Annotated in this window: 16 protein-coding genes; 3 read left to right on the top strand and 13 right to left on the bottom strand. The window is 41.4% G+C overall.

The window, feature by feature from the left end; translation table 11 throughout:
* Positions 1–31: 31 nt before the first annotated feature.
* From CA600_RS04015 to CA600_RS04030, 4 genes are all read right to left on the bottom strand, one after another.
* Complete coding sequence (locus tag CA600_RS04015) at positions 32–1969, bottom strand: hypothetical protein (RefSeq protein WP_094869034.1); 1938 nt, start codon at positions 1967–1969, stop codon at positions 32–34.
* A gap of 148 nt (positions 1970–2117) precedes the next feature.
* Positions 2118–3011: a sugar phosphate isomerase/epimerase family protein gene (locus CA600_RS04020; protein ID WP_094869035.1), complete on the bottom strand. Its 894-nt coding sequence runs from the start codon at positions 3009–3011 to the stop codon at positions 2118–2120.
* A gap of 25 nt (positions 3012–3036) precedes the next feature.
* The gene (locus tag CA600_RS04025) at positions 3037–3894 is read right to left on the bottom strand and encodes a sugar phosphate isomerase/epimerase family protein (protein WP_094869036.1); all 858 of its coding nucleotides are present in this window, start codon (positions 3892–3894) and stop codon (positions 3037–3039) included.
* Positions 3891–4949 (bottom strand): Gfo/Idh/MocA family protein, encoded by a 1059-nt coding sequence (locus CA600_RS04030; RefSeq protein WP_094869037.1) that lies wholly within the window; start codon positions 4947–4949, stop codon positions 3891–3893. The genes CA600_RS04025 and CA600_RS04030 overlap by 4 nt, the downstream gene beginning before the upstream one ends.
* Before the next feature lie 123 nt (positions 4950–5072).
* On the opposite strand from CA600_RS04030, the gene CA600_RS04035 reads away from it, so the two are divergent.
* Positions 5073–5942: an AraC family transcriptional regulator gene (locus CA600_RS04035; RefSeq protein ID WP_094869038.1), complete on the top strand. Its 870-nt coding sequence runs from the start codon at positions 5073–5075 to the stop codon at positions 5940–5942.
* Between the two features lie 195 nt (positions 5943–6137).
* Positions 6138–6707, top strand: a complete 570-nt coding sequence (locus CA600_RS04040) for a hypothetical protein (protein WP_094869039.1) — start codon at positions 6138–6140, stop codon at positions 6705–6707.
* A 34-nt stretch (positions 6708–6741) separates the two neighbouring features.
* On the opposite strand, the gene CA600_RS04045 is transcribed toward CA600_RS04040, so the two are convergent.
* The 5 genes from CA600_RS04045 to CA600_RS04065 form a co-directional block, all read right to left on the bottom strand.
* Entirely contained in the window at positions 6742–7641 is a 900-nt protein-coding gene (locus CA600_RS04045) for a glycerophosphodiester phosphodiesterase (protein ID WP_094869040.1), read from the bottom strand.
* A 284-nt stretch (positions 7642–7925) separates the two neighbouring features.
* Entirely contained in the window at positions 7926–8915 is a 990-nt protein-coding gene (locus tag CA600_RS04050; protein WP_094869041.1) for an ABC transporter substrate-binding protein, read from the bottom strand.
* 128 nt (positions 8916–9043) lie between these two features.
* On the bottom strand, positions 9044–10018 hold the full coding sequence (locus tag CA600_RS04055) for a helix-turn-helix domain-containing protein (protein WP_094869042.1): 975 nt from the start codon (positions 10016–10018) through the stop codon (positions 9044–9046).
* A 255-nt stretch (positions 10019–10273) separates the two neighbouring features.
* Positions 10274–12034, bottom strand: coding sequence for a dihydroxyacetone kinase subunit DhaK (dhaK, locus tag CA600_RS04060; protein WP_094869043.1), 1761 nt, complete (start codon positions 12032–12034; stop codon positions 10274–10276).
* A 1-nt stretch (position 12035) separates the two neighbouring features.
* Complete coding sequence (locus CA600_RS04065; protein ID WP_094869044.1) at positions 12036–13172, bottom strand: glycerol dehydrogenase; 1137 nt, start codon at positions 13170–13172, stop codon at positions 12036–12038.
* A gap of 202 nt (positions 13173–13374) precedes the next feature.
* On the opposite strand from CA600_RS04065, the gene CA600_RS04070 reads away from it, so the two are divergent.
* Positions 13375–14409 (top strand): PocR ligand-binding domain-containing protein, encoded by a 1035-nt coding sequence (locus CA600_RS04070; protein ID WP_094869045.1) that lies wholly within the window; start codon positions 13375–13377, stop codon positions 14407–14409.
* 47 nt (positions 14410–14456) lie between these two features.
* Here CA600_RS04070 and CA600_RS04075 read toward each other — a convergent pair whose 3' ends face one another.
* The 4 genes from CA600_RS04075 to CA600_RS04090 form a co-directional block, all read right to left on the bottom strand.
* Positions 14457–15383, bottom strand: coding sequence for a VanZ family protein (locus CA600_RS04075; protein WP_094869046.1), 927 nt, complete (start codon positions 15381–15383; stop codon positions 14457–14459).
* Between the two features lie 191 nt (positions 15384–15574).
* A complete protein-coding gene (locus CA600_RS04080; protein ID WP_094869047.1) occupies positions 15575–18745 on the bottom strand; it encodes an ATP-binding cassette domain-containing protein in 3171 nt (1056 codons plus the stop codon).
* Between the two features lie 137 nt (positions 18746–18882).
* On the bottom strand, positions 18883–19299 hold the full coding sequence (locus CA600_RS04085) for an SRPBCC family protein (RefSeq protein ID WP_094869048.1): 417 nt from the start codon (positions 19297–19299) through the stop codon (positions 18883–18885).
* On the bottom strand, positions 19296–19628 hold the full coding sequence (locus CA600_RS04090; protein WP_373455873.1) for an ArsR/SmtB family transcription factor: 333 nt from the start codon (positions 19626–19628) through the stop codon (positions 19296–19298). Before CA600_RS04090 ends, CA600_RS04085 begins: the two co-directional genes overlap by 4 nt.
* Positions 19629–19716 lie beyond the last annotated feature (88 nt).

Here is a 19716-nt window from a genome sequence, read left to right on the forward strand (position 1 = left end):
GTGATCATTGCAGCGAGCTTCCGAGGCTCATTTAATTTCCTTTTTTATAGGTAATTTCTTTAAAACTCACAGTGATATTCCCTTCATTATCGGCATCGCCCATTTGATGATCTGGCGTAACGGTTGCGCTGGAGGGGATGGACGAAATACTGGCCCCCCTCTGCTTCTTTTTTACATCATAGAGATAATAAGAAACATTCTTAACCTTCAGCCCTATAGTATCCTTGTACAAAAGTTCTACAGAATAGGACTTCATCACGGCTATATTAGCATCCATCCATCCTACAACTTCAACCGCTGCATCTTCATGGTCGCTTTCAGTCTTAATAGAGCAGATGGGAAGCCCATCCTGATTATAAAAATTAATTATTTGTGGAGCGATTTTCAAATAATCGATATCGATGTCATGGATTCGGTTTTGGTTGACCTCTGCTGTATCCATCCAAGCAATCGTGCCCGCCGGGTTCCACTTTATTTTCTCAGAAGGTACATATCGCTCTTGTGGTAACGGTACAGTATGTAGCGAAGCTCCTTTATTATCGTAAAAGGTTAATTGCCCGCTCTCATCATCATGTACAAATCTCTTAAAGGTTGGTGAAAGAAATAGGGATGGCGCCCCAGTCGTCGAATGAGGGATTACGCGATATTTCAGAAGATGGACATCGTCCTGTCCTTTCTTCAGATCAAAGATCCATACATTACCGAGGTAACTCTGCATAAACAATTTTTGCTCATCAGCTTTCCATTGAAATTTATAAATGTAATCATAATCATCAGAAAGCGGCCAAAAGTCTTCCCGAAGACGTTCGATTTTTCCTGTAACAACATTGTATGAGGACAAATGATATTCCCCAGCTTCTTTCGTCAGATCCGATTCCAGAAATAATAGATGATCCCCGTCCAACGGGATTAGCATATTATAGTTGTTCATAAAGGCATTGTTCCAACGATTATTGGAATCGTTCAGCTCATCGCTCCATTTCACCTTAACCTCATCCGTAGCAGGATCATGGGCTAGCAAAGCATTGATTGCATTGTGATCTCCATAGAAAAAATGAATGGTGTGGTATGTGATTCCCTGCAGCTCAACTACTGCTCCACCGTTTAATATATAGTTATTTTCGGATATGCCCATTGGTTTAGCCACCAGATCTCCATTTGAGCTCCGTACTGCATTAAACTCCAGCCCCTTAAATGTTGAATCCATAAACGTAATTTTTTTTAACTCGGCAGTTGATTCCTTAGTAAGCGTGTAGCCTGTGCTCGTCTCATTCACATTCATTAACATGCCTTGCTCGCTTGATTCGTTAATCCATAAATGAAAGGCATATTTATTATTATCTGAAATTAGAACAATATCGTAGTTAGGCGTTGCGGTATTTAAATTCCCTGGTATTTGTACAGCGTTACGGATGGCTCGGACGAAAATTTCTATGGTTTCATGATCTATGTATTCTTCCTTTATGTTAGCATTCACAGAACCATGTGCTAGAGAGTCCGCTATTGTAATTCGCTTAATGTCCTCATCGATCTTTAGATTATCGGTTTCTGCTTGTTGATCATTTGATTGAAATAAGTGAAGCAATACTGCTTTTTCTGTTTCCGGCAACTTGTAATGCCCATTTTGTCCAGATTTGGTGATAAGACCATTATTCTCGCCAGAGATCCAGAATGAGAATTTTGCGTTTTCTTTATTCTTCAATTCAACAATGGCTTCATAATCAGGTGTAGCAATATCAAGCTTAGCGCTGTCATACTCAGCAGTATGTATAGCTTCATTGAATTGTTCTATTAAATTATTGTCCGTTATGGTCATCGATTCACCGCTGTCGTTCTGAATTGTTATGGAATGAACAGCGCTTAGATCGATCATTGTTTGATTCGCTTTATCCTTATTCCCTGTATTGATACATCCAACAATGATTACTGAAATGACTGCTAAAAGGGCTAGTAGATTTATCCTTTTCATATAGGCTCCCCCTTCGTATTCTCTCTTCTTTAACGTCAAATAGAGGATAAAGTTGCAAAAAGCCACCGTACAGGCCTGTTTTCCTGTAAGGCAGCTTCTCTTTTATCCCAAAGGCTGGATGAACTATTTAATCTTTATCACTACGTGTTCAGACCCGAAAGCCCTTTAAAAAATTCACAGCCTGACGGATATCTTCCTCTGGATTAGTGCCAACTTCCCGTTCTATGGTCAGGAATCCTGTATAACCGATGTCGTTCAGCGCTTGCAGATAGTTGTTCCAGTCAACAGAGCCCGCTCCGAGCGGAACTTCACGAAAAGCTGTGCCGGTGTCGGCCATTTCAGCTATCTTCTCATGGTCTAATGCTGGTGCTTCATAACCATATTGACCGTAAACATCGCGCGGATCGATATCGGCAAGTTTGAGACCATCTTTAGCATGGGTGTGTACAATGTAGTCTTTTAGTGTATGAACACCTTGCACGGGATCATCACCAGTCACCATCACCATGTTGGCCGGATCAAAATTAACAGAAACCCCTTTGGAACCCAAACCGTCGAGGAACGTCTTCAGACGCGCAGCGGGTTCTGGCCCAGTCTCAATCGCAAAGTAAGAATTCATCTCATGCGCGTATCTGCTTAGTTCCTCACAGGCGATGTGCATGGTTTCATAAATTTTACTGTTTTTGTCAGAGGGAACAATACCGATGTGTGTAGTGACTATATCTGTACCTAGCTCCTTGGCCAGCTCCATAATGCGTTTGGACTTTTCGATTTTGGCATGGTTCTGTGCAGGGTCCTGAAAGCCATGTCCGCCTAAATCTCCAACGAGGGCAGAGATTTCGAGACCCAGTGAAGCGATGTATTCCTTCCATTCACGGCGTGCTGACGGAGATAGGTTAGCGGGATCAAATTCACCTTGCACCGCGTAAATCTGAACGCCATCAGCCCCTGCTTCTTTTGCCTTGCGCAAACCCTCTTTTACTCCGACCTGAAAACTGTCTACGATAACGCCGATTTTGTTAGTGATAATTGGTTTAACCATTGTAATAATCCTCCTTTAAAATGAATTAGATTTGGTTCCAAACACGCTTAATGTATTCCAACCCAAGTCTCGTCCCCTTACGGCACTCTTCCATTCCCTCAAATTCTACAGAGATATATCCGTCGTAACCGCTTTCCTTAACGGTTCGAATGACTCTCGGCATATCAATGTCTCCTTGACCAACGATGGCCCCCCTCAACCAGTTCCCACCAGTAGACTGGAACCAGCCTTCGCCAGGCTGGCGATCCTGCGGACGAATATAGAAATCTTTGAAATGTACCATCGAAGCAAGCTTAATATTGTTAGTCACAGCAATAAGCGGATTCTCATCGGCGCACAGGAAGTTACCAATGTCGAGTGTTGTACGGAAGTTATCTCTTCCTACTGCGTGAACCAACGCCTGTACACGATCGCTGTGCTGAATAAAGTAGCCATGATTCTCCACACTGGTCGTGATGCCCAAACCTGCGGCATAATCAGCAATTTCTCGACAGGCTTCAGCCAAATCTGGAAGCTCTTCCAAAAAGTGCGTAATTGATAGATCATTTGACGAGGCTACATCATGCCGCATCCGCTGAATGCCTAATGCCGCACAGACGTCTACTTCCCGCTTTACCCGCTCGACTTCCCGCTTTCTTTCCACTGCCTCCAGCCCGGAAAAATTCGCCCCGATAGCATAATTAGACAACTCTAGTCCACGACCTGCTGCCGTTCGTACAATCTGATCAATTAGCTCAGGATTCTCAACCAAATTGATGCCCAAGGGTACAATCTCCGCATGCTCCGCACCCAGATCGGCGATCGTCTCAATGACTCCTTCAAGCGTAAGCTCACCCGTTGAAAAAGCTGAATGCAAACTGTAGGTACTGATTCCTAGCTTCATAGTTTCACCTCTTCGCCTTTGGCAGCGGATTCATAGATCGCGCCGAGAATCTTCATGATTGTAACGCCGTCCTGCACAGGACTAATCGGTGTAGAGCCGTTGCTGATGTTGTTCGCAAAATGATTAATCTCATTCTGGAATGCACTGTTGAACTCAAACCCCTTATGATCGGTCTGCGGGTAGGTATTGACGATCGTATCCGACTGTTCTTTGACGATGACTATCTCAGGATCAATTTCAAACCCGCCCTTGTCACCGTACAGGCGCACCGAGCGCTCGTCTTCTTTGGCATGCAGTGTAAAGCTAACATCAACCATCAGCGAAGCTCCATTCTCAAAGCGAATTAGTGCATTTGCTAAATCTTCTACCGTATTGTTCGCTGCGTCGTAATCAGCGGCTTTATAGAAAGAAAGATTCTTGATATTAGAACGATTGCCGAGCTTACGGTAGGTATTGGCACTGACTGATACTGGATTCGGACGGCCCATCAAATACCAGCATAGATCGATCACATGGACGCCGATATCAATCAATGGACCGCCGCCGGAGCGTTCAATATCACTGAACCAGCCTCCGGGATTACCAAGTCTCCGGAACGTTGTTGCCTTCGCATAGTAGATTTCGCCGAATTCTCCTTGCTCCACCAATGTCTGAAGTAGCTGGGCATTAGAGTCATAACGCCGTACAAAGCCTACTTGCAAAATTTTGCCGCTCTTTTCCACTGCCTGCTGAACCAGAAGCGCTTCTTCTACCGTGCGGCAAAGCGGCTTTTCCACAAGTACATGCTTGCCTGCCTCAAGTGCCGCGATGCTGATCTCAGCATGAGAGTTGTTCCATGTGCAGATGCTGACGGCATCTATTTCGGAGTTAGCCAGCAATTCACGATAATCCGTGTATACGTTTTCCACGTTATACTCAGTAGCAACAGCTCGTGCACGCTCTTCATTCAGGTCACAAACCGCATATATGGTTGTCTGCGGATTATTCCGATAAGAACTTAAGTGCATGCCGGAGATAGAGCCGGTTCCTATTACGCCAATTTTGATCATATCCATTAATACTCTCTCCTTTATTTTGCATAGGTTATGATTCGTATTATAATGATTTCAACCCTAAACACCATGCAGAGCCTTGCGGTTTCATTTGTACAATTGTGCTATAGGAGGTGCATTCAATAAATGTTGGACTATGATAAACATCTACAGGAACCCATGGACATGCCAGATCCCGAGTTTCCGATTAAAGTACATACCCAGCGCTTCAACCAAGAGGGAGTTTTGTTGTTCCCGCATCATTGGCATGAGCATCTTGAGTTTCTATTTATTGAAAGCGGTGAGGCTGTTTTTGAATGCGGACGAACACCGATCAACGTACGGGCTGGTGATTTAGTTGCTGTGAACAGCAACGAGCTGCATTATGGGGTCAGTGCATCTTCTGATTTATTGTATTATGCGATTATTGCAGATACTTCTTTGCTGCATAGTGCGGTTAGCGACGCTGCCGAAACCAAGTTCATCGCCCCGATTCAGCAGAACCAGCTGCTGTTACGTAATCATATCCGTGGGGATCAGCACATTACTGACTGTGCGCTGACGATTATTCGGGAGCTAGAACTTCGCGAATTTGGATATGAGCTGGCCGTCAAGTCCGAGCTATACCGCCTGCTAACGCTGTTATTGCGCAGACATATCGTCACCGTGCTCTCACAGGCTGAGCAAGAAAGACGTATTCAAACCGTTGAACGCTTCGCACCTGTTTTACGTTATATCGATACCCATTACCAGGAACCCATTCAAGTTGACGAACTTGCGGCACTAACAGGGCTAAGCCGGTTCCATTTCAGCCGTCTCTTCAAGGAATTAACTGGTCATACGATATCGGAATATATAAATGCTGTCCGTTTAGACCGTGCAGATTATTTATTAAGGCATAGCCAGTTGACGATTTCTGAAATCGCTACCACTACTGGCTTCAGTGATATCTACTATTTCAGCCGGACTTTCAAAAAACATAGAAAAGTACCCCCAAGCAGTGTGAGAGGGTTCTAGTTAGGGTGAACAAATAGGGTGAACAAAGGAAGCAGTCTTCTACTTGCTATCGCTCCTTAATTTTAACATCAAAAAGGTCAGGAGAGGGTAATCCCCTCGTCTGACCTTCTCTTTTATTTTATTAATTGCATAAAAGAAACTATCTTCCATCTTATGGGTATAATTAACATAATGAAAATATAGGAGGAGATTTCATTGAGAAAAATAATTAAACTGACTATATTAGCACTTGGCATAATGATTCTACCGGGAACAATGATTTATGCCGCATCGAACCCATCTGAAGTTTCATTATATTTCAATAATGTGGTACAAAAACAGGCAGCAGTAATATCCGAGGGAGACATTCTCTTACCTGTTGAACAGCTCTCTAAAAATTTGTTTGCTTTAATCACTTTAGATGAAACAAGTAAATCGGTTCGAATCTACAAGCCAAATGTGAACATGGTATTGCTTGATAACAATGGAGAGATTTTCGGTAAGGTAAAAAGCCCTGCACGGTTTGCCTTTTCAACCTTATTACAAGTGGATCATTTAAAAACAGAAATTTCAGATATAAAACTTACGATCACTGATCCCGCTGACAAAACAGAAACTATCGATAATCAACAAATTAAGAAGAGTGAAGAAAACTTTTGGTTCAAAACTAACGAATTTACTTATTCGTTTAATACAAAAGGTACCTATACAATTCAAGTGTTTTTTAAAGACGTAAATTCAAAAACATGGTATCCTGTCTCTGAAATCGATGTATTCGGCATATGAATTTCCGATAGTTGAAATCTCGTTTTTTAACTCCTCATTTCTTATTATTCTTAATCACTTCATTAAAACGGTCAGGAAAGTTAGTATGTACCCCGTCTACACCCCAAACCACGGCTTTGTCCATATTCACTTGATAATTCACTGTGTACGGAAACACCTTTAGACCAGCATTTTTCACCTGTGCGACATAGGATGAATTTATTCTTTGAAAGTTAGGGCTAATACCAACCGCATAAGTTTTCACCCGATTGATGAAAGATTCTGGTACTTTATAAACCGGAATATTATACCAGACAATTTGATAAAGCGGAATCTCCGGGTTAATCGAATGAAGCCTACGTAAACTTGCCTCACTAAATGAATGTACGGAAACATGATCAGACAGATTATATTTTTCAATTTGTTCGTTTAACATAGTTTCAATATTCGGATTCGAAGCGGGATCTTTAATCTCAATCATATAGTCCACTTCTTTTCCAAACCTTTCAAATACCTCTTCTAAAGTCGGAATACGTATTCCAGCATATTGATCCCTGGCAAACATGGGATACTGTTTGTTAAACCAAGAGCCAGCGTCTAATTTCGAAAGCTGCTCTAAGGTATAATTCTTAACATAACCCGTTCCATTTGTCGTGCGATTAATAGTTTCATCGTGAATAACAACAGGAACACGATCCTTAGTTAACTGAATATCTAACTCAATATAATCGGTCTCCATATCAATAGCTAGTTCGAATGCAGGTAAAGTATTCTCAGGAGCATATCCCGAAGCGCCACGGTGAGCAATGGTATAGACTTTGTCCGCAGGCTCGAGAATTTCCTTCACTTTAGTACGAATCCATGGAGAATAGGCATACATCGAGGTACACAATAAGATCAACAAAAATATGTGAATAAATATAAAATACATCTTAGAATTTTGAATCCTTTGCATAAAGCTTCCCTCTTCTTTTCAATAATTTATTGTTGTTTACTTGGTGCTATTTTTCATAATCAATTCCATGATAGGCGCACCAATCAGATTAATCAACAATACACCAAAAATCAAATTTACGACAATCAGCATCCAAGTTCTGACTTCCAGCGAATCGTACAGCTTATAAAAACTTTTTGATTTTCATGAAAAAACCTTCATATTTCAGTCATTCTCAAACTAAAAAACACTGATCCAGTTTAGAATCAGTGTCTTGAAGCGACTCATTTTTTTATAGAATTGCTTTACTTGTTGATATGTTCCTTGATTTGCTCAGCGATTTGTTCCAGCAATGCCTCTTTCCCTAATGCAAAGAAAGCTTCATTGTAGTTTTGTCTGCTAGTCATGCGATAGATATTATTCGATTTCACAGCTTTTAGGCTGCTCCAGACCTTACTTTGATCAAGAACATTCTGGTCATTATCAGATAATAAAATGATATGGTCTGGATTAAAGGTAGATAGTGCTTCTAGACTTGTTACTTTTCCTCCCCATGGGTCTGGTTCCGGTGTACCTGGCGCGATGATTAATCCAAGATCATTAAAAATCATATCCGCAATACCTGTGCGGGAATAGATCCGGATTTCTTTCTCTGTAGCTTCGATTACTGCAAACGTCTCTTCTTTGGTAATCTCTGTGATTTGATCATGCAGCTGTTGAGCGCGTTGGTCATAGGCTTTCAGCCACTCATCCATTTCTATTTTCTTATCAAGTACCTCGGCAACAAAAGCAAAGCGCTCTCTAAAAGCATTAAAGCCATAAGGTACCCTTACTGTTGGAGCAATCATATTTAGTTGATCATAGATTTTCTCTTGCGTAGGCCCTGCCAATATCAAATCTGGATTTGCTGCAATGATCGCTTCCAAGTTCACTTCCGTTTGAAACCATCCAGCGGGAGTTACATCCGGCAGTTCTTTTTTTAGAATAGGTGTGATTTCCAGTGAATTAGCCATATCTGTATTCCCAGTAATCACAGGTCTATATCCAAGCACCAAAAGTTCTTCGGTTGAGCCAGATACATCGGCAATTCTAACCGGGTTTACCGGTATTTCAACATCTCCCTTGGCGTCCTTAATGGTACGTGTTCCGGAAGAATTCGTAGCGACGGGTTCAGATTTCACCGCAGGTGGAGCGTTTTCTCCTTGAGTCTCCTGCCCTGAATTCCCACATCCGTACAACATCACCATCATGAATAAGGCAATTACGACAAAAGAGATACGTTTTAAACTGAACATTTTTCCAACCCTCTCCAATCTATTGATAATCATTCTCACTATTAGCAAGTCCGATCATACACTCTGCTGATAGGCTGTACTACCGGCAGAGGGATTGAATAACGGTTTGGCGGATATTTATTGGTTTTCTAACGTTTTTTTATGATTTCAGAAGGATTTATTCCATACTGCTTCCGAAAGGCCTCCGCAAAATGGCTAAAGTTGTTGTAACCTACCATCGTCGCTGTTTGACTAACACTACTGTCCCCAGAACGCATGATTTCCCATGCTTTTTCTAAACGCTTGTTCCGTAAATAGGCAAATACAGTCGTACCGTACTCTTCCTTAAAACCAACTTTTAATTTGTATTCGTTAATCCCCGCCAGCTTGGACAGTTCAATGAGCGATGGAGGGTATGCCATTTGCTCAAGGATGATTTCCCTGGCTCTCCGAATGCTTTCTCGGTCACTGCGAGATAAATGCAAGCTACGTTTGGAACGATTCTGTTCAAAAAGAAAAGCGCCAAAATAGGCGGAAAGGAGTTCTAATGCCTTACCTTCTACGTACAACCGACGCATCGAGATATGATAGGGGCAATCCCTCAATTGAACCAATAACCGGGAGGTCTCTGGAAGAATCGGCATACGGAACATCCGAAAAGATTGTGTATTTAACAGCCCGGATAAACTGCAAGAATGTGTAGATTCTTGCTCCAGCATCCACGAATCGAACAGTGCTACCGGCACACCAATGGACAGTAAACGGATGGGCTCTGCACTGCGATAGTGGAATTCGGCGTGGAAATCTCGCATGAGCTGCAATGAACAACTGTCGGGCACCAACTCGTGACTGTTGCCTGTTACATGAACTTCTCCACTGCCCTGTAGACAAAAGCTTAGCTCAATCATAGCTGCTTCGGATTGAACACGGACTAAACGATCCTCAGTGAAACGGTAATTACTATCAACAATTTCAATCCCGGAAGGTGTGATAACCCTATCGACGTATCCATGGTCACTAGGTTGTGAGAAATGCATTCGCTCTGTGGTGTCCCTTATAGCCGGAGTCTCAAACAAATCATTGAAGTACCCGTTATAGATATTATGGATTGATTTTCTTGACATTAAGTTATACCCACAGCAGATCCGCGGTACACTGAAACCCCAGTACAGTGTTTTATCATGAGAAGATCACCTTTATTCATTTATTAAATGATAACGATTATCATTTAGATCATTATATTCGAGACATTAGCTAAACTGCAACGGACAATACAAACACCCCCTCATCCTAAAGGATAAGGGGGGTATCCATTTCTATTCCATCGGCTTTTAACTTTCGTTGCATCATCCAGCTTCGGATTCAGCTTCTTTCATCTCTTATTTCATCGCTTTAGCTAGCTCTGTGAAAATAACTCCAAGCGCGTAAGCTCCCGCATCCGGATAACCAATGCTGCGTTCGCCTACTGTACCTGCTCTTCCCATACGGGCGACGATATCGGAAGTCTTCCGGGCACCGAGCACCGCCGCTTCTGCTGCTTTGATTGCTGCCACCTTGATATCTTCACCTTGCTCTGCACTCTGGGTCCAAGCATCCGCGAACGGAACGAGCGCATCAATCAAGGTCTTGTCACCAACGACAGCACCCCTACCGAAAGATCTTTCACCCGTATCCTGAATCCCTTTAACAACAGCCTGCATCATATCCGCAAACTCCTGAATAGACAATTCCCGCTTTTGCTGCGCGGACTTACTTGCTGCACGGAAGCCCGATCCCCAGATTGGTCCAGAGGCTCCACCACAATGCTCCATGATGATCAATGAACACGCATCAAGGAAGTCACCGATATTGTTAAGATGATGAGCTAGAATGTCTTCCCATTCTACTTTTAACTGCTTGAAACCTTTGGCTACGCTCATCCCGAAATCACCATCACCGGCGTGGGCGTCTAGCTCACAGAAAGGCACCTCATTCTCGATAATGAGCTCACTCATTTGATCGATCAAATAGACGATATTTTGCAAGGAGAACTGGTTGTTCTTAATCACCGCTGCATCAGCATCCGTATTATTCTTAAAGGATACTGTGCTGTCTGCTTTCTCTTCCTTGATGATCTCTGTATAGTTCACAGGCTCAAATGGACCTTTAACCGACAATGCCGGTGTATCGCACGGAGCAGACAACCATTTCTTCAACGTCTCATCCAGCTTCATAATCGACACTGATGCGCCAGCCATATCGATGCTGGTCATATAGTTGCCGACAAATACTTTAAACACTTGCTTATTCTTCGCCGTCAATTCACGGATCACAGAATTATTCAACAAATAAAGCTCTTGCAGTGGTGTTCCACCAAATCCATTGATCAGAACCGCAACTTCTTGCTGCGACTCATCGTTCATTTGCAAGTTGCTTAGCAAGGACGTAACCATTCGCTGCGCCAGTTCATCCGCTGATACGGCTTTTTCCCTGCGTATTCCAGGTTCACCGTGAATTCCGACACCGTATTCCATCTCATCCTCTTCGATATGAAACGTCGGGGTTCCTTTGGCAGGAACGGTGCAAGAAGTGAAGGCGAAGCCGATAGTCCGAACATGATCAATCGCATGCTGAGCTGCTTCTTTCACTTCCGCCAGAGACAATCCAGCTTCTGCGGCAGCCCCAGCTATTTTATGAACAAGAACGGTTCCAGCTACCCCTCTTTTCCCTACCGTATAAAGACTGTCCTCGACGGCAATGTCATCGTCCACCTTTACATATTCCACTTGGATACCGTCTTCGCTTGCGAGATGGGCTGCATTTTTAAAGTTCATGATATCGCCGCTGTAGTTCTTAATAATAAGCAGCGTTCCCTTATTGCTCGCAGAACGGCGGATCGCTTGATAGACTTGAATCTGAGATGGAGATGCAAACACATCGCCACACACGGCTGCATCCAGCATACCGCTGCCTACGAACCCGGCATGGGCCGGTTCATGTCCACTTCCGCCACCGCTAATTAAAGTAACTTTATTGTTGTTGATTTCTTTTTTAGAAATCACTTTGAATTTATCGTTGAAATCCAGCTCAGGATGCACCAAGACAAGTCCATTGCACATTTCCCGGACTAACGTTTCCGGTTTGTTCATAATTTTCTTCATCTTAAAGCTCCTTACTTAATTTATATTGACGGCCTAATTGGTCGGCAGCCATAATGGCTGATGCAACCGCCTCCTCTGAAATTGGGAACGGCATGGAATGAATGGATTCCTCAGCAATACAAGCTTTTTTAGCCACCTCAAGAAGTTCTTCGTAAGTGACTTGCTCCACTCCAATATCCGCTAGGCACACGGGAAGACCAATCGACAGACAGAAGTCCAATACTTCTCTTAATTCAGTACGATCCGCATTCTCAAGCACTAACTGAGCAATTGTACTGAAGGCTACCTTCTCACCATGATAATAATGATGTGTTCCTTCTAAAGCTGTTAAACCATTATGAATCGCATGAATCGCAGCCAGACCTCCGCTTTCAAAGCCTAATCCAGATAACAAAATATTGGTTTCAATGATATTCTCCAAAGCTGGTGTTACGATATTCAGATCGCAGGCTTGTTTCGCCTTGAAGCCATTTTCAAGTAAAGTGTCATAGCATAGTCTGGCAAGACCTAGCGCGGTAATTGTCCCCTTAGCTTCCCCACATACTCCTTCACGAACTCCGCAAGGTAAGCCGGCATTTACGTTAGAATAAGAATTTGCTGTAGCTCTTGCTTCAAAATAAGTGGAGAGTGCATCTCCCATCCCTGCAACAAGAAATCTTGTCGGTGCTTTGGCGATCACTGTGGTGTCGATCAATACTACACTCGGACTTTGCTTGAAGTAAGCATAATCATCAAATTCCCCTTCAGGAGTATAGAGGACGGCGGAATGACTGGTTGGTGCATCCGTAGCTGCTATCGTCGGAACGATGATCAATGCTTCTCCTTCTGCTACGCATTTTGCCGTATCAATTGCCTTACCTCCACCCAAACCAATCGTACATGCACATTGATGTTCCTTGGCTAGAGCTTGTAATCTTGCGACTTCTTGTCTTGAGCATTCCCCTTGGAAGCCACTTTCAACAAGCGTTATATTAAATTTCTGTTTAGTTGACTCCAATTTATCTTTCACACGTGTAACATCATCTGGATGGGCAATGAGTAGTGCAGAATCCCCGAATGTTTTTACAAAATAACCTAAATTCAAAAGTTCATTCTCACCTTGTACATATTTCGTCGGACTGATAAACGCTCTTCTCATTTTCATTCCTCCTAGGTTGTATATAGTTATTATTATAGATTGCTCTATTTCGGTATGCATGAAACAATAAGATCAGATTAAAGCGTTTTCTTATCGAGTTTTTTTGTCTTCTCATTAATAAATTGTATTATCTTGTCCTTTTGCACAAAAATTCGCTATAATGTTCATTATGTTTCTATAACTTTCCTAGGAGATTATCGTGATGTCCAAATCTCGATTTAATTTAGAAGAAATAATTGATTTGAAGAAATGGGAGAAACTACAGGACTCTCTGTCGCTCGTGACTAAAATGGCGATTCTTACCGTAGATTATAAAGGGGTTCCCGTGACTAAGCACAGCTTCTGTCAGCCTTTCTGCCAAGGCGTGCGCCAAGATTCTACTCTCTCTCCCTACTGTCAAAAATGTGATGCTCGTGCCGGCATTGAAGCTGTTCGCCAGAACAAGCCTTATATTTATTTATGCCATTTCAATATTATTGATATTGCCATACCCATTATTATTGACGATCAATATCTGGGAGCAATTATGGCCGGACAGCTCAAGCTTCGTGAACCTGACGTGTCACATCTGGAGCAGATTGTATCTAGACCCCCTAATGTTGAGTCGAACCTGAAGTTTCAAGCACTCAAAGAGGATTACGAGGCACTTCCTGTCTTATCCTACGATGAAGTAACGAAGTGCGTGGACCTACTACTTCAGTTAAGTACCTACATCGTGGAAGAAGCGATCCAGAAGCGTACTACCGTCGATTTGTACAAAAGAGTGCTGACCACAGATATGGATACCTCTACTTCCGCAGAAACTGTTGAAGAGACAGACCTGGCCTATCGCAAAATCCAGTCTCTTCAGCAAGAGTTGTCAGGGGCGCTCATTGAGACCAAATTGAAAAATGGAGCTCAAAGGCTCGTCGCTTCAAATACTGTACTTCAGCCTGCGTTTGATTACATCTATGCGCACAAGAATGAAAATTTCAATCTAAAAGAGATGGCCAAGCTTTGTCATATCAGCCCCAGTTATTTCAGCCGCATATTCACCAAAGAAACAGGTGAGAATTTCTCCCTCTTCGTTGCCAGACTCAAGATTGAATGGGCTAAACAGTTGCTGGAGTCCACCGAAGCCCCCATTCATCAAGTGAGCGATGATTTAGGATTCTGTGATACGGGCTATTTTATTAAAATATTCAAAAGGTTCGAGAACCTCACCCCGGCGGTATATCGGAATATGTATAAGGGATAGGCTACAAAATAAACCCTCCGTTAAATAAATTAACGAAGGGTTATTTCTTATTCCCACCAGTGTTTCATTTCACTAAAACCAACATCCCATAACTTCACATTCCCTTTCAGGATAATGGTTAATTCGTTTACGGTAATTAACGAAGTATTTATAAGCTCAATATCCGGACTATATTGTTCAGCCGTTTGAAAGATTACGTTATCATCAGCTACAATAATTAGTTCACTGCTAGAATCATCTTTGACAGGGAAAGCAAAGTTAAGATACAACAATATCTCTTTTTTATCCCCCAAAATGTATTTGTATTGATGAGTTTCCTCACCTTCACTGCTATACAAGTTCATTTTCGGGTTTATGGTCTTACCTGTGATTGTTAAACTGGGAAGATCTTGCGTGATAGGCATATTTCCAGTAAGTTCTTTCACCTCCTGAAGTCCATGGATAACGCCTTCCTTTTTCTCCAAAGTAAAATCAATGATCTCAGAGATCCCCATGATTGCTATCAATAGAACAACAACAGTTAACGCCGATTTAACTAGTGATCTCCAAGTGATTGTTGTAATAAATCCTATCCTATAGGCACAATATCCGATGGTAGCTCCTAAAGTATTGGATATGATATCACTTACATCAAATGTACCTAGAAAAGTTAAAGATTGAAGAGTTTCCAGTACGAAAATACTAAGGATAAACATGAGGATAAACTTTTTAAAAGATGTAGAATACAATAATGGGATTAGTATCCCAAATGGGATAAATGCAACGACATTCCCCAAATTATAAATCCAAGAAAAGGAGAGGTCAGAAAGGTTTGGAAAAAGCAGCGGGACACCTTCCGGAATCCACATAAACGTATACCCATACTCACTGTATTGATGCGCTACTCTGTTGAAAGCAAAAAACAAAAAATATAAAATTAAAAGCGTGTAAAGAATAGTTCCTATACTAAGGATTTTTCGTAATTTCACTCCCATAATGTCTTCACAATTCCCTCCATTTTGTCAATGGATTTAGTATATCTCTCCAAAGTGACTCTTCAGTGACACTATAAGTGACGATATAGTCACTCAAGACTTTTCATTGCTGCATAAAAAAATGCACCCCTAGAATTTCATCGGAATTACCCTGAGGTTGATCCAATGTCTATTCTAAGCGGTGCACTTCTTTAGTTATTTTGTTCAAGATATTGATAAACGGCCATCATTTCTTGTTTATTCAACTCACGAATACGATTGAAGATTGGAATATCTGCTACGGCCGCAATATTTGAGCTTTCTGTCACGACATCACTTACCGTACCTGTTAGCCAGGTCTGCACATCAATGCCTTCAACCGTTTCCTTCCGGCCTTCATCATTAATGCCACTGGCATAACAACGAACACATGGAATGGTTAACTTATAAACGCCATCATGCAGTCCATCTTCTGATATGACTTTCTTTCCTTTGCAAAATGGACAGGGTTGACTGGCCTTTATCTTATTAATCAAAGTGACCAGTTTTTTGTACCCAAACGCTTCATAGACATAGGTCAGTTTCTTGTATTTTCCATTCGTGAAATACTTATCGATGATGTTTTCTCTAGTTTCGTTGATATTGTCAAAATCACAAATTGTAATCCGATTATTAACGCTGATGGATTCAATACTGCCGCTAATATTGCCCCAGAATGGCAAAGCATTTTGTAACACCATTTCATAGTGCGCAAAGCTTGCCAGCTCTAGTTCAAGCATTTTTAGAGCGACTTGTGTTTCTCTTGGCAATAGAGAGACATCCTCTGTCAGAACCATATCACCGCCGACAATGGCTTTCATTTTTTCAAGCACCTGTAATTCGCCAACGGTTCCAATCACTTGATCCAGAGGCATCCCGATAATCTCACGGATATCCGTGTCGCCAAACTTGAGCTTTTTATGATGATTCAGTACGGTTCCTTTACAGATTGGACAGGTAATCATTATTTTCGACTGCTTAATATGCTCTTTAATGATCGCCTTCGAGATCACCATGTAGTTCCCAATGATGTAATTAAAACCTTCCCAAGTTCTTGTTGCCTTGCTGGCTTTATCATAAAATGACTTTTCCCAATACCCATACCAAAACGTATGCTTCTCTGCATCCGTCATCTCATTATAGCTCTTGCTGAGATCTTGTCCGAGTTCATTCTTAATCTCTTCAAAGATGAATTTGATTTTGGGAAATTGATAGAATTTTAGAATATCCATTGCATCTGGATGTAATAAGCCCTCCCAGAATGGTACATTTTTGTCTTGAAGCACCACATCAAAATCAAATTTTTCAATGACTCGTCGTCCCTTACAGCACGGACAATGATTATCTTGATAGTAGAAATCGAAGCTGCTCGTATCTTTATTGGTTGGATGCGCCGTAACAATATGGTTGATCAAACCACCAATTTCATATAGAAAAGTATATTGACTATATAAATGTCTTTCCAGATCAATGGCAATGACCGGTGCAATCGTATCTGATTCATATTCACCATATATCAAACGTGCCATGGAGGATAAGCTTTTTAGGATACCACCTTTATAGATGTTTTCTGCATTTTTGAAATAGGCAATCTGATCTTCTTTTAAATAGTTGACGCCATTTTGTTGCCGCAGTGTGGAAGGAATTTGTAATGGAGCGACATGATCTTCACGGTTAAGTTGACGATAATACGCTTCATGGCTGACAACATCGAGATGCTCCACCGGTTCGAGCTGTCTTTTGCCAAAATCAACGATAAAGTCAGAGTTTTCTAACATATATGAGTTATGTTCAATCATCATAATAGAGACGGATTCATCCTGAAGAATAACCCTGATGCTGTCAATGAACTGATTTAGAATATTTTGTGATAACCCTTTGGAAGGCTCGTCAAAAATAAAAAGCGTATTCGGGTTTCTAGAACCCGCAAATAGCTCGGAAACTAAATGGACACATTGAAATTCACCGGTTGATAATGACTGTGTTTTTCTCTCCAGCGTTAAATAACCAAGTCCAAGCTTGATCAATAAGCTTAAGCGTCTATGTGCAATATCTTCATTTGGGAGTTCATCAATAATATCTTCTATGGAGCGCTGGAAAAGTTCATCAATCTCTTCACTATATTTGGTGAGCTTTCTTTTAATATCTAGAAACGTCGCAACCGTCGACCGACTGGTTATCGATTGGTTCCGATCTTGCCCTACAATCACCAGTTTATCTTTGGGATAACGCTTCTGGAAATCTTTGGACATACATTCATTAACGAGTGTGGATTTACCGCAACCAGATTCACCTGTGAAAGTTACAACTCTATTGCGGGGGATCTGAATTTCGGCCATTTGAATATTACGGCAATAAAGATCATGAAAATGATAGTATTCTGTTGGTGCAACCTGATTAATGTCTCCATTGATCGGGCTTGGACGTGGCGATTCTTCAACAATTTTCCCACCGTACTTACCACTACCTGGTCCAAAGAACAATTGCTCGTCCGTAATATCTAATACCGTGTCAGAATGATCAATGAGCCAAATTTGATTTTTAAATCCTAGCTGTTTAATCTGTTCTAATATTTTCAAAAGGGTTTGATGATCCAGACCCACAGAGATTTCATCAATAATAATTACTGTATTTTCACTGGTTGCCATGAATTCTGCCAAGTAAAGTCGTGTTAACTCTCCTCCTGACAATGTGCCCATAATGCGATTTAAGGTTAAATAACCAATATTCATATGGATTATGTTCTTTAGAATGTTTTGTTTACCTTCACTAATATTCAGCACTTCTGCCAAAGAAAAAATAGTTTCAATACTCAAGTCATTGATATCGGAAATACTCATGTCTTGATTCAATACCTTTATTTTATATTGTTCAGTTTCGTGATTATAGCGGTTACCCTTACACTTTTTACATTCGATATTTTTAGTGGTGCCGCGACCTTTACAATCCGGACACCAACCTAATTCATTATTAAATGAAAATACCTCAGGAGATAGGTTGAATTGTTCAGCAAGCGTAACGCGAATCTCTGTAAACACACCCGTATGTGTGCCTATGGTTGATCGAGGATTGGAAGAAATCGATGATCTCCCTAGAAAAAGTACAAGTGGCATTTCTTCCATCTGGATCGCACTAAAGTTAGTTTCCATAATGTTAGGGAATAAATACTGATATTCTGCCTTTGGCAATAAAGAAACGAGACGCTTCTTGGATTCTTCGCCGATGGTTTGACAAAAGGTTGTTTTACCAGAACCAGACAAACCTGCAATCCCTAGGGATTGCTCTACTGGTAGTACTGCATCTAATTTATTAATATTGTTTGCAATTAATCGGTTTATTCTCATAGTGATTTCATCTCATCTCCATTCTCTTCAAATAGTATTGCCATGATTTATTCCATTAAAAAGGGCACTTTCCGTATTTCAGAAAAGCGCCCTATTCTTGAACCAAGCCAATGATTTTGAATCATTGGCGATTTATTTTACAATTCTGCTAATACCTTTTCAAGCTGGCTGCCCATATTCGTCCAGGCATATTTAGCCCCTTCGATCGCACCTTGACGTGCTTTGGTTTCTTCACTAAATCCAGATTGACCAAGATGAAGATGAACCTTACCGTCAGACTCTTTGCTCAAAGTCCAAGTAACCGTAGTGCCTTCTCCGGCACTATGCCAAGTATAAGATAATGTATGTGGCTCTTCTACTACGAGAACCTCGCAATTTACAATGCCATCCCACCATTCATTAGGCTCTGCACGAAATTGGAATTTATGTCCTACGACTGGTTTAAAGTCATTGCTCCAAATCCATTTCGCAAGTGTATCTGAATCCGTTAAAGCGTTCCATACCTTCTCGATTGAACTTGTAAATTGAAAATCTAAGGATACATCTGGTTTCATAGTTCTTCCTCCAATAAAAGTTTTAGTTTATCAATTCTTTCTTTCCAGAAACCTTCATAAAAAGATACCCAATCTCGAATTTCTTTCAATGGATTGGCATTCAACCTATATCTCGTTTCTCTACCAACCTTTCGAGCAATTACAAGATCAGCATCTTTAAGAATAGACAAGTGCTTAGAAACTGCAGTACGACCCATTTCAAAATGAACCGTAATTTCATGTAGGGGTAATTCATCAACATCAGCCAATATTTGAAGTAGTTTTCGCCTAGTTGGATCTGCAACAGCGTCATAAACATCCCTCACTTGACTATTATCGTTCAAAACCACCCCCACCTTTTCCGTAATATTACCTGTAGTGTCACCGATTATACTTCATCAGCACCCAATAGGACACCATTTAGTGTCATATTGATTA

It is taken from the genome of Paenibacillus sp. VTT E-133280, from assembly GCF_002264385.1.
Classification (GTDB): domain Bacteria; phylum Bacillota; class Bacilli; order Paenibacillales; family Paenibacillaceae; genus Paenibacillus_AQ; species Paenibacillus_AQ nitricinens.